The sequence below is a fragment of the Novipirellula herctigrandis genome, from assembly GCA_007859835.1.
Taxonomy (GTDB): Bacteria; Planctomycetota; Planctomycetia; order Pirellulales; family Pirellulaceae; genus Novipirellula_A; species Novipirellula_A herctigrandis.
In genome coordinates this window covers 3,727,609-3,743,786 of record SJPJ01000001.1, presented here as the reverse complement: position 1 = coordinate 3,743,786, position 16,178 = coordinate 3,727,609, and the positions used below count along the sequence as shown (strand labels likewise).

9 protein-coding genes are annotated in these 16,178 nt (G+C 52.7%); 4 read left to right on the top strand and 5 right to left on the bottom strand.

Annotation, left to right across the window (positions count from 1 at the left end; genetic code table 11):
• The first annotated feature begins 7 nt into the window (after positions 1-7).
• Positions 8-532: an EAL domain-containing protein gene (locus CA13_RS13705; RefSeq protein WP_419195111.1), complete on the top strand. Its 525-nt coding sequence runs from the start codon at positions 8-10 to the stop codon at positions 530-532.
• On the opposite strand, the gene CA13_RS13700 is transcribed toward CA13_RS13705, so the two are convergent.
• Positions 485-2,080 (bottom strand): DUF4261 domain-containing protein, encoded by a 1,596-nt coding sequence (locus tag CA13_RS13700; RefSeq protein ID WP_146397515.1) that lies wholly within the window; start codon positions 2,078-2,080, stop codon positions 485-487. The two genes, CA13_RS13705 and CA13_RS13700, sit on opposite strands and share 48 nt — an antisense overlap.
• A 290-nt stretch (positions 2,081-2,370) precedes the next feature.
• Between CA13_RS13700 and CA13_RS13695 the strand changes: the two genes are divergently transcribed.
• The 3 genes from CA13_RS13695 to CA13_RS13685 all read left to right on the top strand — a co-directional run bounded on the left by CA13_RS13695 (position 2,371) and on the right by CA13_RS13685 (position 6,945).
• Complete coding sequence (locus CA13_RS13695; protein ID WP_146397513.1) at positions 2,371-2,682, top strand: alpha-L-fucosidase C-terminal domain-containing protein; 312 nt, start codon at positions 2,371-2,373, stop codon at positions 2,680-2,682.
• Between the two features lie 88 nt (positions 2,683-2,770).
• Complete coding sequence (locus CA13_RS13690; RefSeq protein WP_146397510.1) at positions 2,771-5,038, top strand: right-handed parallel beta-helix repeat-containing protein; 2,268 nt, start codon at positions 2,771-2,773, stop codon at positions 5,036-5,038.
• A gap of 530 nt (positions 5,039-5,568) precedes the next feature.
• A complete protein-coding gene (locus tag CA13_RS13685) occupies positions 5,569-6,945 on the top strand; it encodes a hypothetical protein (protein ID WP_146397508.1) in 1,377 nt (458 codons plus the stop codon).
• Positions 6,946-7,212: 267 nt separating this feature from the next.
• Here the strand turns inward: CA13_RS13685 and CA13_RS13680 are convergent, their stop codons facing one another.
• The 4 genes from CA13_RS13680 to CA13_RS13665 form a co-directional block, all read right to left on the bottom strand.
• On the bottom strand, positions 7,213-8,634 hold the full coding sequence (locus CA13_RS13680) for a sulfatase-like hydrolase/transferase (RefSeq protein ID WP_419194315.1): 1,422 nt from the start codon (positions 8,632-8,634) through the stop codon (positions 7,213-7,215).
• A gap of 170 nt (positions 8,635-8,804) precedes the next feature.
• Positions 8,805-11,828, bottom strand: a complete 3,024-nt coding sequence (locus CA13_RS13675; RefSeq protein WP_146397506.1) for a glycosyl hydrolase — start codon at positions 11,826-11,828, stop codon at positions 8,805-8,807.
• Positions 11,829-11,865: 37 nt separating this feature from the next.
• Positions 11,866-13,380, bottom strand: coding sequence for a sulfatase family protein (locus CA13_RS13670; protein ID WP_419194314.1), 1,515 nt, complete (start codon positions 13,378-13,380; stop codon positions 11,866-11,868).
• Between the two features lie 58 nt (positions 13,381-13,438).
• The gene (locus tag CA13_RS13665) at positions 13,439-16,129 is read right to left on the bottom strand and encodes a family 78 glycoside hydrolase catalytic domain (protein ID WP_419194313.1); all 2,691 of its coding nucleotides are present in this window, start codon (positions 16,127-16,129) and stop codon (positions 13,439-13,441) included.
• Positions 16,130-16,178: the final 49 nt, after the last annotated feature.

Sequence of the window (16,178 nt, the reverse complement as noted above, 5' to 3'; positions counted from 1 at the left end):
CTTTGAGATCACTGAAGGACTACTGATTGGCGATGTTGCCGAGGCAGTCTATAAGTTGCATCTGATTAAGGAGTTGGGTGTCAGTATCAGCATCGATGACTTCGGGACCGGGTATTCCTCACTCTCCTATTTGCGACAATTCCCGATCGATCGGCTTAAGATTGATCGTGAATTTATCAAGGACATCCCCGACGCGGATGATGGCGTGATCGCATCGAGCATCATCGTTCTTGCTAAAGCTTTAGACCTCAAGGTATTGGCCGAAGGCGTGGAGACAAAGGAGCAGCTCGAGTTTATTAAGACGCACGACTGTGATGAATACCAAGGCTACTTCTTTAGTCCTCCCGTAGAGGCAGACGAAGTCACTAAGTACTTTTGCCGGGATAAAGGGAACGTAACCGCTAGTGGGAAAACACGCAGAATGCCCTTAAACCCGCGTCGATGCGGCATCGACGTTCAACGCTGGCCAAGAAAACACTTGTTGTCACTCTTCTTTCACTGGTTCATCCGGGATCACTGGTGTGTCATCTGACCAACGCAGTTGATCGGATGTCTTCCACTCATCCCAGTTTGAACCCCAGCCCGCATACGTCACTTTAAATCGCTCTGCATCCACCTCGATGACCTCACCGTCCCACCACTTGTTTCCCCATTCAATTCGGACGGTATCGCCGATCACTGGAAGTCCGGCAGCACCGGTCGAGTGTCGCTCTTCATTCTGACGCCGATACCAGTCCTTGGCATAGTCTTGATCTTCCTCGGAGATAGAAGCGTAAGGAATCGTCACCCTTTCTCCATCGGCTCTTTGCAGCCGAATCTTGGTTTCGCCATTCTCACGATCGACACCTACGATCTTTGCATCAATCACGATCCCATCGGATCCGGTATTCCATGGTCGCGTGTCCCGAGTGTCCGTTGAAATGCGATTGGAGTTCTCCGTGTTCGAAACCGATTCAGATAGCGTCTCCGGTTCTTGATCCGTTGCGAGCGACTGCGAGATTGGTAAACGACCTGTATCAAAAGCGGGCGTAACTTTTTCATTCGGCGTCTTGGCAGAGGGCCGGAAGATAGTCGACTGTTGCTGAGCGGGTGGCGCAGGGGCCTTCTCTCCTTCTTCGGTGGATGCCACTATCGCAACAGGCTTGTCAGGAGTCGCTTGGACGGCATGAACGATGAACCCGACCAACTTGACGAGACCAAAAACCAGAAATCCTGTCACCAACAACACCGCCATCAATGCAACGATCGACTTTAGAACAGGAGGATCGGGCTGGGGCAATGTTGATTTCCCGTGGTCGTCGCCACCTTCGTAGCGGAGTTGAATCACTTTCCCTTCGCGACCAAACGCCGACTTTGTGTGAAGCACCAGGATGCGTTCCGTTTCGGATTCCCCGAGTGTATTTCCATGTTCGAGGACAGGACCATTCTTCAGCAAGTAGTCGCAAATCCCATCGATTCTGTCTCGTATTTCATCGGGCGGTTCAGGTGACCCGATACATTCGATCTCCATCAGATCAAAAGCATCCATTCCGCTTGTCAGCGCTATCGGAGGTGTATCCGGATCGCTTGGATCAGCGATGACGTTGATATCGATCCAGAGTGATGTTGGTAGTTCTTGGGGCGCAAGGGATGCAACGATTTCTCGAAAGCAACGCGACGAGAGTTTTAGGCCATGCTTATGCCAAAGAACACCAACCGCAGCGGAATGAGAACGCAGAATGGCATCGGTGACATGAGTCAGCAGCAGAGCTTCGTTGACCGGTGAGAGTTCCGAGCATGCCGTCGTGACGATCCAATGACATTGATTGCTTGCGAGCTCTTGTTGAGCAAGTGGCCAGAGTGGTGAACCCAAATCTTCTGCATCGATTTGCAATGGAGGCATCTTCGAGACAAAGACCGTCCCCGGATCCAGTTTGTCTTTCCCGGAGTTCTCAAAATCAATCTGAGAGATATCTTCGCTATTCTTTGTGACTTGAGAAACTCGTACACCACCCGGCAATGGGTCAACAAGTTGGCTCATCCAACGATCTTGATCGAAGTCTATGTTTTCGGAAAACACCACAAAGCACACCATCGTCATGCGATCACCTCGTAGTGTAAAACGGAGTTGCCTGATTCAGACTCGCTAACCATTCAACCAATCCTCTGTTAGCCCTTTCGGGGATATTTTGTGTTGCCACAAGGTATATCCGAAATCGACTCGAAGGGATGGCCCAAAAATAGCCGTCGCCGTTCCCGTCGAAAATTCTCGAGTGCCGATTGTAATGAACCAAAGCTGGATTATGTGCTGAAGACAGCACTTCGGGTTTAAAAAAAAAGATCGACCGACCACTCGACACTGAGAAATACAAACTTTGAAGCATTCTATTGATGCGAATCTGCCGAGCCGACGCGATTAGTCTCGTCCGAAATGTCTGCAACCGCTACAAAACCAAAGGCGAATACCTATATGCGTACGTACTTGCGTGGCCACCAAAGAAGCGACCTGAGGTTGAGCTTACGTTTCTTGCGTCTGGCAACACCCGGATTGGAAAGATCGAATCAGTGGAAATGCTCGGACGCGATGGCGACGTACAATGGGAGCATCATCGGGACGGTTTCCGCGTGACATGCAGCACAAGTATCACCCTGACTTCATTTGTATCGATCTATTCTACGAGGGAAAACCTTGAGAAGCTTTGACTTCAATTTGATTGCTATAGTTGTTCGAACGCGTCTTTCATCACGCAGACGAGCGTTTTGGAGTGTTCCAGCGTTGTTTGCTGTTTTGATGCTCACAACGTCCAACAAACCGCTGCAGGCGACGGAGTACTTTGTTTCCCCCGTTGGCACCGATCAAGACGATGGGAGTAAAGCCCGTCCCTTCGCGACGATCCAACGGGCTGCGATAGAAATGGGACCCGGTGACATTTGCTGGCTGCGTCATGGGCACTATCGGACCGAAGCGATCTTAAAAGGGCTCAAGGGACTGCCCGATAAGCCGCTGGTATTCAAAAGTTATCCCGGAGAGCAAGTGGTATTTGACGGAACGATCACATTGCCGCCCCAGTGGTCACCTTGGAAAGACGGAATCTACCAAATCCAATCGGGTGAGCCGGTTTGGCAACTTTTTACTGATCGCAAGCTCGTTGATGTTGCACGCTGGCCGAACGCCTCCTTCGAAGACGGTTCGATTTGGCAGATAGAAAGTTGCATGCGTTTCACCGATCGCGTTTTTGCTCGTGGCAAGACAATCGGAAAAACAACCGATGGACTGATCCATGACCGAAATCCAATCTCTCGCGACGCCGATTCATCGGAAGAAGGTTCCGAGGCACTGACAGTCAATGAAGGAATCAATCAAGTTAGCCTCGGCGAAACGGGTGTCGATTTCACTGGCGCGATCGCTGTACTGAACCTGCATCATTGGTTGACTTGGGCGCGACCGATTACCGATCACGACGCGGGACGCAACTGGTTTCACTACGACAATCAGGGCACGAAAATGAAAAAGTATGTTGCTTACTACATACTCGGTTTACCGGCTCTGGATCGGGCTAACGAATGGTGGTATGACGCTGAGTCGGAGACGATCTATTTTCGACCAGCAGACGAGATTGACCCGAATCAAGTGCAAGTGACCGCAAAAGTGCGAGACTATACGCTTCGGTTGATTGAATGTGAGCATGTTGTGTTCCAGGGGCTTGAGTTCTTTGCAAGCACGTTTTCCATGACGGATTGCGAACACGTTGTGGTCGAGGATAGTCGTTTGCTTTATCCATCGACCAACAAATTCATGCTTGGCGACTTTAGTTGGTTCAGCTCCTCTGCGGATCCTGACAAAATGCACGGGAAGGATGCGAAGGGGAAAACGAATCGAAATGTGATGACGCGTATTGTCAATCGCGATAAGGGGGTTCATGGCAATGTGATTCGCAACTGTGAAATCGCCTTTGCCAATTCACCGGCAATGGAGGTCCGTAGTGCTGGTAGTGTCATCGAAAACTGCTATATCCATGACATCGAATGGGACGTGAACTCCAGCGGGGGCAGTGGGACGCTGTCGGGCGGCGGCGGTTGCATCATTCGACGCAACACCATTCGTACCGCTGGAAATTCCGAGGGAATCCGACCGGGGCCCGATTCGATTGTGCAATACAATCGGCTCTGGGATTTGGGAAAACTGCAACACGACGGATCGGCGATCAATATCGGTACGGATGCGCAGAAAGGAACCGTGGTCCGATACAATTGGGTTCACAATACCAATCGCGCGGGCATCCGTTTTGATTCGACGACAAATCGCATGGGGGAAAGTGGCTGTGTCCACCACAACGTCGTATTTAATCTCAGCACCCACGGCAGCAAGTTCAAGGGCGACCGTCACTTGTTGTTCAATAACACGTTCTACAACAGCTATTTTTCGATCCCGAACAGGTTTGGCAACACCGACGGCCACAATCGAAACACGCTGGCACGTAATAACTTGGCCGATACAATGGTCGCTTGGAGTGTTCGACGACCAGAAGAACCGATCTCGGCGCGGATGGAGAACAATCTTCACGGAGAAGGCGTGGTTGTGAATCAATTGCGTGATCCTGCCAACCTCGATTTCCGCCCCAAGCGAGGCTCAAGGGTTATTGACGCTGGCATCGCTGTCACGAAAGCTGACAAACCAACAGATGATACCAACCTAGAGCCGCCGTCTTTCATCGGCAATTCACCCGATATTGGTGCCTACGAAAGCGGGGATAGAAGCTATTGGATCCCCGGTCGCCTGCAGAAGAGAGCCTCGACACCGATTCCACCCAACGGCGCACAGGAAGTGCAGCAAGACGTTAGCCTGATGTTCCTCGAAGCGTACGGTGCCGATCGACACATCGTCTATTTCAGCAACGAAGAAAAAAACCTTCACCACCAAGTGACGTTGGACAGATCAAATATTGTGAATCCCGGAACACTGCAACCGGGACAACGCTACTTTTGGCGCGTCGACGCAGTAATGCCAGACGGACAGATTCTCAAAGGCGAGCTCTGGTTTTTTTTCGTGGAGAACTAGTTTGGCAAATCCTGTATGAAACGTTTCGCGGTTTCAAAGGATATTTCAGGTCCACGTTTTGCATAGCAGTATGGTAACCTCAAAAAATACCATAAGGAGTGAACGATGAAGAATCCGCTGCCAAAATACTTTATTGCTACGATCGCCTGTTGAGCGTTGTCGTCGATGGTCCAGGACCAAAAAGTTGCTCAACATTCCGTGACCGCGCGCGAACCAATATGAAAACTCGAAATTCATAAACGGATGCGATAAGATATTTCATGCTTAGAAAGCGAGATGAAGCCTGGAATCACCCGAATACAATGGAGAACCGTGTGGCTAAGAAACAAAGGCGACCGTCGATAAAGAAGGTGGATCCTTCAGCAATCAGTCTCCGATCGGGATCCGTCGGTTGGTGCACGTTAATGCTCGATGAATCAAATCTAAAAAGATTGAATGATGCCAAATTCAATCTACTCGACGTGGCTTGGCGAAAGAAACCAAAATCGAAATACGATAAGATTCGACGATGGGCTGGTCGGGGAACGTGGATGGCAGTTGACTCCCACCCGGCAATAACGGATAGCGATAGCGTGCCAAGCCTCGATCTGTTGTTTACCAACGAAGATCATACAAAACCGGCGGCACCGAAGAATGGAAATTGGTTCGATCCGGTAACTCAATTTCTAGATCTCCCGACTGGCCGAATGTTAGTCGTCTACGAACCTGAATTCTTCGAAGAGGGATCTGAGCAAGAAGCTGATCACTTCGAGATCAACTCTCGCAAAGACGAAAACCTCAATAGCACGGCCTACACTGAAGCAGCCAGCTACGTTGTCAGGTGCGAGCCTGGGTTCTATCGCGCCACCGCGTTCACTCGATTTCTACATGAAGATCTCGACAAAGACGTTTTTCCACAGCTAGCGATTTTCCTTTCACACGTGAAGAAGCCAACATCGTTTCGCATGTCCGATGCGATATTGCCAATCCATCCTCCTAGTCAGGATTTTGATTTGCTGCGGCGTGCCTCAAAGGGGCTTCCGCCGAAAAAGAAACAGCCAAAGCAAAAACCAAAGTTGTTGAAAAATGGTGAGTATTGGGGAAGCGTTCGAAGCGACTCTTTTACCACCGAGATGGAGATGCCAAAGAGCCTTCAAAACAATTTCGGTCTTCATCCAGGCTTGCTGGTGAGTCTGCAGATCGACGAAATGGAACTGACGGGGGTGATCATCGAAGGAGCAGTTCCCGATCCGACTTCATGGGATTTAATTGAAAAGGAAAAACGCAAGGCGAAGAACTTTGCGACCTTTCGCCCCATCGAAGACTCGCTGCAAATTGAATTGATTAAGAAGTCGAGAAAGGCTCCGTTCAAGCTTTCAGAACATGAAACCGTAACAGGAACTTTGCGTATCTTGAAAAATGAATCCGGTGAGGCGCGATCCATTGCTGCGAAACAGTCCGCGATTGGGAACCCCACGGCGATGGAGATTCCCAAACAGATCGGCAAGCCTGGTGAATGTATTGCGAAACTGATTCCGCAGATGGAAAAGTGTTTTGCCTGGACGCAGTCTTGTCTTTTCGAAATTGACGGCAAAACGATGATAGGGGCGGTCAATGTCAATGCGCCCTTCAAACCCAAAGACTCGAACAACAAGGATCACTCGATGCCAGCAGAAATCACCGCGAGTGTCTCAGAGTTCATCAACGGCGGGCCAGCGAACGAAACGTCCAAGCATTTTCGAGGATGGCCCGACGGAGTTGGCCGAGCTTTTCTATGGGTTGCCAAACAGGGCAAAGGAGGATCGTTGTGGAGCAACCGGTTTGAATTGGATCTCAATTTTTGGGGCTTCGACGAAGAGTTGGTGACACAAAAAGACGCCCAAAAAGATGCAATCGAGGCTTGGAAAGAAATTTTCGGATTGTTATAGCCCTAAAGTTTGGACTCGCTATTTAACTTTTAATTGCACGATTTGCGAGGCTTTCATGTACTGCATGACGCGGCTTTTCATCAACGGTTGACTTCTCTATCAGTTCGATCTGGCTCGCCTAGCCCCCGATGGGATCGGATACTGAAAGCACGCATAAGAAGACGATCCCTCAAGCCCTCCTCGTTGATGTTGGTGCTATGGGCCGTGCGTTTTATTGTGGAAGTTGTTTTTTGAATTCGAATGGAATATCAAACTAGAATTTGGCGTCTAACCCTTGTATTGCTCGAAGAGGGATACGAACTCTTGATGTATCTCCGGATGTTTCTCCGATAGTTCGTCACTTTCACTTGGATCCTTCTCGATCTGGTACAGCTCCACGCGCGCATCGATCCCGTAGCGGACGGCTTTCCAAGGTCCGCGACGGGCAGCTTGAAAGACCTCCCCGATGACTCCTGAATTGGGGTCACCCGCTTGCTTGCCAAATTCCCAGTACAGCGTACGCTCGGGTAAAACGAGCGGACTGTCGTTCAAGCGACTGCGAATGGAAACTCCGTTGGTCCGTACACGTGGAACGGAATTTAACGGAACGCCAGCGATGTCAGCGAACGTTGGCAAAACGTCTGCAAAGGCCCACGGTGTAGAATCAACTCGGCCGATCCTGATCGCAGCAGGCCAATGGACGATCATCGGAACATGAATCCCGCCGTCGTAAAGATCCCGTTTCATGCCCTTGTATGGTTCAGATGCTTTGAAGAATCTTGGATCGCCGCCGCCTTCATCGTGCGGACCGTTGTCGGACGTGAAAACAATGAGGGTATTGTCGTCGATGCCTCTCTCTTTAAGCGTGGAGACGATTTTGCCCACGTAAGCATCAAACGCCGTCACCATGCCAGCCAGCGTGGCGTGCGGTCGCTCAACTGCTTCGGGATAGTACCAAGCGTATTTGTCCGCAGGCGTTCCGGTGGCCATCCCTGTGTAGGGTATTTCGGTGAACTCCTTTTCGTAGGGTCTCACAAATTCCTCTGGTGCGCCCAATTCGGCATGAGGCGAAGAAAAGGCGAGCATGATAAAGAACGGATTGTCTCGGTCGCGCCGGATGTAATCGATCGCTTCGCCTGCAAACAGTTCTTGAGCGTAAGCCCCTTTCTTACCGCCCTCGTTCGATTCAATACGCACCTTCTTTCCGTCCCGCCAAAGGACATGCGGATACTGTCGATGACCTTCCAGGATCGAATACATACCGAACCAAGTATCGAAACCCATTGCCAATGGGTCAGTAACTCCCATTTGCGAACCGATGGAGTACTTGCCAAATAAGGCCGTGTCATATCCCGCATGCTTCAGCACATGAGCGATGGTAACATCGATAGCTTCAAGCTGGACGGTGTTGGAGTTGTTGTCCATCAATCGACCGTCGCGGCCAGTAAACAGAGAAACACGCGATGGTGAACAGACCGTGTTGCCGGCGTATGCTTGTGTAAACCGAATGCCATTCTTTGCAAGAGAATCAAGGTTCGGCGTTTTGATCGGTGTGTCACCGTAAGCGCCAATTTGATTGAATCCCAAATCATCGGCGAGGATGAAGATGATGTTCGGCTGTTTATACTCAGAGAATGCTTCCGCACTTGTTAAAACCACAAAGACACAGGCGACGACGGCGGAAATCGATCGAATCATAAGATGCATCATGGTATCTCGCATAATAATGGTGCTGCATTGCATAATCATTGGGCTATCGGCGGAAAGAGTTTGGAAACGACGATATCGAAAACGCAAGTCGCCAATAAAGGAATGTTGCTAAGATTGTAAAACGGTTGTCGTGCACTGCCGTAAAAAGGCCTGAGACAAAGTGTTCTTTGCTAAGGTGTCTCCGCTGAAGATTCTACCAAGACAGTCACTGGCCCGAGCAGGCCGGCCGGCAGCAACGGTGACGCCGGCTTGTAATGTTGGTGGGTTACGAAGGAAAAACGCCCCGCTGAAAAAGTCTTGCCATCCAGTAAACCTGATTTCCATGTCACTTCGCGAACTCCCCGATCACCCTCCTGCAGATCGCCGATCAACCGGTTGGCCCAACCGTTGACCACGTCAATCTCCAACTGGTTGTCGGAAGGTTTCACCGCGGAAGCAATGTCGACTCGCCATGGTGCAGTCCAAACGACCCCGAGATCATGACCATTGAGGCGGACGCGACAAAGGTCATGCACAGTGCCAAGGTCTAAATAGAGCCTCGTGTCGTCCGAGACGTCTGGCGTTGAGAGATCAAAACGTTTGCGATAGGTGGCCACGCCCGAGTAATAGCGAACGCCGGATTCCGGGTGTTTTGTCCAATCCTGCAATCGATCAAAAGTGACATCCGCTGGACCGCCACGCACGGGATCGAAGGCAACGTCCCAGACTCCATCAAGCTGCAAGGAATTTTTCAATGTTGGGAAATTTTCGATGGCAACATTTGCTCGATCATTTCCAGAGTTGCTTTTCGGAAAAACGACAAAGAAGCTCTGGTAAGGTTCGAAGGAGAGCGGAATAGTTGTCATCCCATCGCGTGCTTCATAATTTTCAAGTTGCCGCGTGGTTCCGGTAACCGGATCCCACAGTTGCGGCTGACGTCCTTCGATCCGAAAGATCCCCTCGGTGTCGACCCGCTCTTCGGTGCGGTTGGCAACGAAATAGAAGTCGCGGTCTTCCGTTTGACGATGGATGTAACGCAGCTTGCCCGAGGGCGAGGAGAAATCTTCAGGAAGTCCCAGCCCGAACAAGATTGATTCGGTGGTGAGGTAGCTCGGAAAGAGGCCCGAACTAGGCGCAAGGGCTCCACCCCAGAACACCTCGCCCTTTCCTCGTTCGATACGAGTCACTTCCTCAGGAACTTCAGCGCCACCCCAAATCGACTCAGCCAGTCTGGACACCTCGTCGTCACACGCCGGATAGTCTACTAGGCTTGGGGACTTGACCGGCGGGTTACCGATCACAGTGGCCCCGGCTTCCACCAACTTCTTGATGGTTGCAAGTGATTCGGGAGTCATCGCCGGCACGTCGGGCAATACCAGGACCCGATATTTACTGCCGTCCGGAAAGGCGATTCTGTCGCCTTCGACCCGTGCCCGCATCGCAAGGATCCGCGGCGTGACCGCATCGAAGGCGTACCCCTTCTTGTCTCGCATCCTTGTGACTCCCTCGGTGGCATCCTCGGGGGCCTCGAAAATGTGCGGGGCGCCTTCGGGCGTGAGGTAGAGGATGTCGGCCACCGCTTCGCCCTGCCGCAAAAGATGCGAACAGCGCGCCAAGTACTCATGATAGGCGGGCAGGAATCGCCAGAACGTTTGGTTACGATGCCACTGAACGCCATAGGGTCCCATGGTCATCCCTGGCTGCTCTTTGTCGCCGAGCGTTTGGTGCTGATAGGTGTGGAAAACAATGCCGTTGATGCCGATCGCGAGAGCCCAATCGGTTTGGTTCTTCATATTAGCGGGATGCTTCGCAAAGGCATCTTCACTCGACGTAAAAGCCTCTGCCTTTACAACCTGAGGTCCCATCGTGTGCGAGATACTGACTGCTTCGATGCAGCCGTACTGCGTATCATGGGGAGCGTTCCAAAACTCACACATGGGTATGTCGGCAACGGAGCCCAGATCGATGTCGCCGGCCGGATTCATGTCGTAAGGCTCGTTCGAGTACAGCAAGCCATGCTCATGGGCGATCTGTTTAATCACGCCGGCGTACTGCTCTAGCACCAATTCTTGTGAGGTCTTGCGCATGTCCCACAAGAATCTCTCGGTCCGCTCCAAGCTATCGACGACTAGTCCGGTGTAAGCGGGATAGAAGGGCTGCGGATCGTATCCCCGGCGTTTACGAAACTCCTCGCGAAACCCCGCAGTCCAGTTTTGAGAACTCATCTCCCAACTGTCGAGGTGAATGGTTGTCAGCCCCGTGCCCGGCTTGAGCGGTCCACCCTTGGCGTCGATTTTCTTAATCAGTTTGGCATGAAAATTTTCCCAATGCCGTTGGTAACTTTCGCGATCAAACTTGTTTGTCTCGAATCCGTGGCCGGTCTGTGGAGCAGGGCGTGTGGTTTGGCCGGTGCTTCGGGAAACGAATCGCATCACCGTCCACTCGCCTTTGGGGACACTCCAGCGGATGCGACCGTCGGGCTGCATCAACGAAGTTAGATCAATGACTTGGTTCAAATCGATCACGCTGGACTTATCCGGCTCGGTGTAATCGGCGCGAGACGCGACAAACCGCTGGAGAGTCCGGCGGATTGAGTAGGGCTGCACATCCTTCAAGGTCTTGATGTTGATCTGATCAATGGTGGCTGTTTCCTCGGCAGGAGTCGGAAAGGCGATCACGGCCACATCCTCGTGCCATGCATTACGTTCGGATTCATGGACTGCATTCATTCCGGCGAAGTGGTTAGCCGGATGAGGTGGCGGGATCTCCAAAATTTCGTCGAGCATTGCTGGCCCGGTGACTTTGAGGCTGTTGCCAACCAGGTGCTTCATCGAGTCCTCGGCTTTCACCCATGACCCTCCACTGCCGCTCCAGCCAGGCCCGGTGCCGAGAATCACTTCCATCTCCATTCGTCCTGCTTCGGCAAAGGCATGTGCGATGTTGTCCTGCCACGGTTCGGTCATGAACGGTATTGGACCACGCGGCATCCCCAGATCGACTTCCAGAAACAGTACGCTGCCGATGCCGACCTCTTTCATGGCACGCAAGTCGGCGATCATCTCGTCGCGATCCTGGTTGCCGTCCATGAAGTACCAGTAAACACCCGGACGCGACGCATCAGGCGGATTCCGGAAGGCATCAACGAATTCGTCGGCGCGAAGGCCTCCGGCGATAAGTGTCAGTGCAATAAAAAGAATGGATGTGGGTTGGTTCATCGATCGGTTTCGCAATGTGTTGAATCGTATCAGGACTTCATCTTTTTCGTTGCCTGAAATTCGTCCGTTTGTGGTGAGACTTGAGAAAGGCCAACAGTTCCTGGGTCATCCTCTCGCGTGTCTCCAAGTGGACCGAAGGAGCCGAGTACAGGTCACGCCACTCTTGCGGATCATTGACCAAATCAAAAAATTCGCCACCGATAATGTCGTTTGCCGTGTACGTACTGGCGTCGTCGTCGACTCTTCGTTTCATCCTGAGAATCAGTTTGTGGTCAGCAGTTCGCCACATAAAAGCGGCTTCGGCCTCTCGTTCATGCAGGGCACAGAACGATGCCGGCCTTTTCTGACGGTCCAACAGATTTAACCCGACCGATTGTTGCGGAACTTCTATCCCGGTGGCGCTCAGCAAGGTGGGATAGAGATCCACCAACTCGGCGGCCCGATGATCGCGTGTCCCACGCAGTTGCTCGGGAATCGCGGAACCAGCGAGTACAAGAGGGACGCGGACGCTTGATTCGTAAAGACAATACTTGTTGAATCGATAGAAGCGTTCGCCCAGCATTTCGCCGTGATCGCTACAAAAGACAATGATCGCGTTGTCCAGCACCCCCTTTCGCTGTAGAGCCTTCAGGGCTCTTCCGAACATATCGTCAATCCACGTGCAGTTCGCCCGATATCGCATGGTCATCAACCGCCATTGCTCGTCCGTTGCTTTGCTCCAGTAGTCGATGTACTTGTCACGGCGATTGACACCGGCGGCATGTGGCGAGCGGTCCTCCGTCCATGGTGGCTGCGACGCGTACTGAGTGTCATTCACGTCATAGCGATCTTCGTACCCGGCAGGAACGTTGTGACCGGCGTGTGGCTTAAGGAAAGAGAGATACAGAAACAATGGTCGTTCGGGATCAATCTCGCCGTCGATAAACTCGAGGCATTTATTGGTTACCCAGCCGTCTCGGTGTTCTCCCTCCGGCAATGGACTTGTGAACCCGAGATACCCGAGGTTGTCCTCCTCGCCAGGGCCCATCGTTTTGCTCTCGGCATCGTATCGCTGTTTGGCTGCCGGTGCATCGTCGATCATCATCACGGCGTCATTTTCAAGGCACTCTGCGATATATCGGGTTTCAAAACCACGAGTCCCACAAACCAAACCCCAATGGGTTTTACCAAAGCCGGCGGTTTGGTACCCGGCGTCTCTGAACAGTTCGGGCAGCGGGCGGGCGGGCAGTTGTGCGTCTGGCATTCCGTGACCATTACGCAGTACACCAGTCTGATTCGGATAGAGACCGAACATCATCGAGTTACGACTGGCAATACACATCGGCGCCTGGCAGACGGCCTGATCGTAGAGAATGCCCGATTTTGCCAGGGCATCCAGGTTCGGCGTCTTTACAGCACCATCCACCACCCCGAGCGCGTCCCAACGGTGTTGGTCGTCCATCAAGAAAATGACATTCGGCCTGCTTTTGTCAGCAGCAAAACCGGTAGCAGGTGCGCGTGCGAATAACGCTGTGACACATAGGAGCCATAGCAGTAGCTTGTTTATCATCATTTTCAATTCCGGGTTCATTTGCCTTCGATATTAAACGACGGACGTCCACAAGTTGGATTCATGGCCGTAAACTCGATTCGAGAACGGAGGTGAACTGGTAAGCGCCCGCGTCGACACTCAACACCGCGCGCCCGTCTTCGATGCGCAACAGCGTCACACCGTCAGCATCGCGAAGAGACCTCCCGCTTTCGGACACGCGCTGCGGATCGCGCGTTGGAACGTAGACAGTCGCCCGGGAGTTTGGAGGAATCATGATATCCAGCGTGAGCCGGGGTCCGTTTCGTTCCCAGCGACTGGTGATCTCGCCGTAAGGAGATTCGGTAGAGGCTTCGGCAAAAGTCAGGTCGCCCGCCAAGACGGGATGAATAATGAAGGATTGGAAACCCGGCGCGTTAGGATCAGGGCGAATACCAGCAAGGCTCTTGGTCATCCACGACGCTACGCCGGTATAGCAGGTGTGGATACGACTGGGCACATCAACGTTCCAGTATTCGGGCCAAGTAGTCTCGCCGCGATCGAGGAAGTATCCGTAACTTGGCTGTGTCGTCATCGACAGCGCATCAAAGAACAACTCGCTTTGGCCCGATTCTTCGATCATGAACTTGAACAATACCGGCAATCCAGAACTGCCCATGTCAAGGTAGCGATGCACTTCGGTGAGGTCTTTCTCGATGTTCGCCATCACGGCTGGTCGGAGGTGTTCTGGCGTGACCCCCGTCATCAAGGCGAAAGCCTGCTGGACCTGTGTTCCCGCCGAATAATTTGACGTGGTTGGATCGAAGAAACGTTCGTGAATTGTTCTGCGTAGCAACCTCAGCCGCTCTTTGAAACGTGCCGCATCGTCGTCCTTTCCCAGAATCCTCGCCATGTCAGCGACGTTCGCGAGGTTCATGGCATAGACACAGTTGTTGAAATACTCTGCCTCCGGCGTGTCACCAAACTCTTTGCGTTGACCGGGAGCGGCCCAGTCACCAAGGAATCGACCGCCGTGCGTCGCGTAGTTCCTCAAACGTCCGCCTTCGACATGGGCGTTTAGGAATCCCAACCAGCGTGTTGCAGACGGATAGATAAGTTCGAGGATACGTGGATCGCCGTGGTGCTGATAAAAGGCCCAAGCGATATTGAGTCCGGCGCTGCTCCACATCGGCCCGCCGTAGTGCTTGTTGATTTGAGGCGCGGTGTGGTGGATCCAGCCGTTTGACTCTTGGACATCGGACCAGTCTCGCACGTGTTTGGTGTAATACGCACCGCAGTGGTAGTTCGGCAATCCGATCGCCCAAGCGTTGGCAAAGGCGACCTCGCCGTAACCGAGACGTTCACGGTGTGGGCAGTCCATTGTGAAGCCTTCGACAGTATTGGCGCGGAAGGTCCAAAGGTCGGCTTCGTAGATCTCGTTGAACAGCTCACTGGAGCAAGAAAACCGCCCCACTTGCTGCAGATCGGTCGCGAGCACCAATCCGGTGATCTGTTCGGGTTCCGGTTTGCGCCGTAGGCCATCGATTGTGACGTACCGGCCCGCGATGTAGTTGAAGCGATTTTGAAACGATTCGGTGCCTCCGCCCTTGCAGATGTACTCATTACGCTGTCCGAAATCCTGCACCGTCTGTTCATCGTCCGCGACTTGGATTTTGATCCGGTCACCGGGCTTCTGGTCACGCATGGTGATCTTCAGCCAACCGGTAAAGTTCTTGCCCATGTCAATTTGGTAGGCGCCGTCACCCGAAACGCTCTTCGCCGAAAAGGTCTCGATGATGCGTGTCGGTTCCATCATTTGCGAAGACAGCTGGGCACCAATCTCCGTTTCCTCCGCCCACGACCAAGCGACATCGTCAAAGCCAACCGCGTTCCAATCAGCGACGAATCTACCAGCGTCAAGAAGCTCGCCACCATTGTCACCGTAGCGAGTGCCGCCATCGTTTCTGCTGTTCGCCGGTGCACAGCGCCAATTAGAGCCTGTGGACAACGAGAACCGGTTGTTGTCGGCGTCCGAGCCATCAAGTTGGACGCGCAACGCATGATGCATTTTGAAAAAGCTGTATCGTGACCAGCCAGGGCCTGTCCACAACGCAATCACGTTGTCGCCCTGTCGCAGCAGATCCGCAACGTCATAGGTGACGTACAGCACGCGCTTGTCGAGTCGGCTCTGCGCCGGGGCGAGCACACGGTCATCAACCTTGTTGCCGTTCACGTAGAGTTCGTGGTATCCACACGAAGCAACATGCAGGAAAGCCGTCTGGGCGGCGGCATCAAGCTTCAGATTGTTGCGGAACCAAAGATGCTGTTCGACCGGTAGTGTCTCGCCGGAACGAACCGCGGCCTCGGTCGCTGGGGGCATCCCAGGATGCTTGATCCACCCCCCTTTCCAGTCGCTTGGATCCAGCAGCCCCATTGAAAAACTCGCCGGCTCGCTCCAATCGCTCGCCTTCCCATCCTTATCAAAAACACGGACCTGCCAGCAACAATGCTGGTTCGACGCTAATCCCACACCCTGATAATGCACCAGAACAGATTGCGCAGACAAGACCTTTCCGCTGTCCCAGAGATCACCTTGTTCGTTCTCCAGCATTTCGGGTCGGCTCGCCACAAGAACGCGATAGCCGGTCTGCACCTGACCGCGAACCAGGGACGCATCCGTGATCTGCCAACTCAAGCGCGGCTCGGCCACATCAACGCCAAGTGGATCCTGAAGATACTCGCAGCGCAGCTTCTCGACTTTCACGGACCCGGCAAGGGCGGATGTGGAAATCATGGCGAGGGTCAAAACAAGGAACAGTTTCAGACAGCTTTTGAAAGGTTGC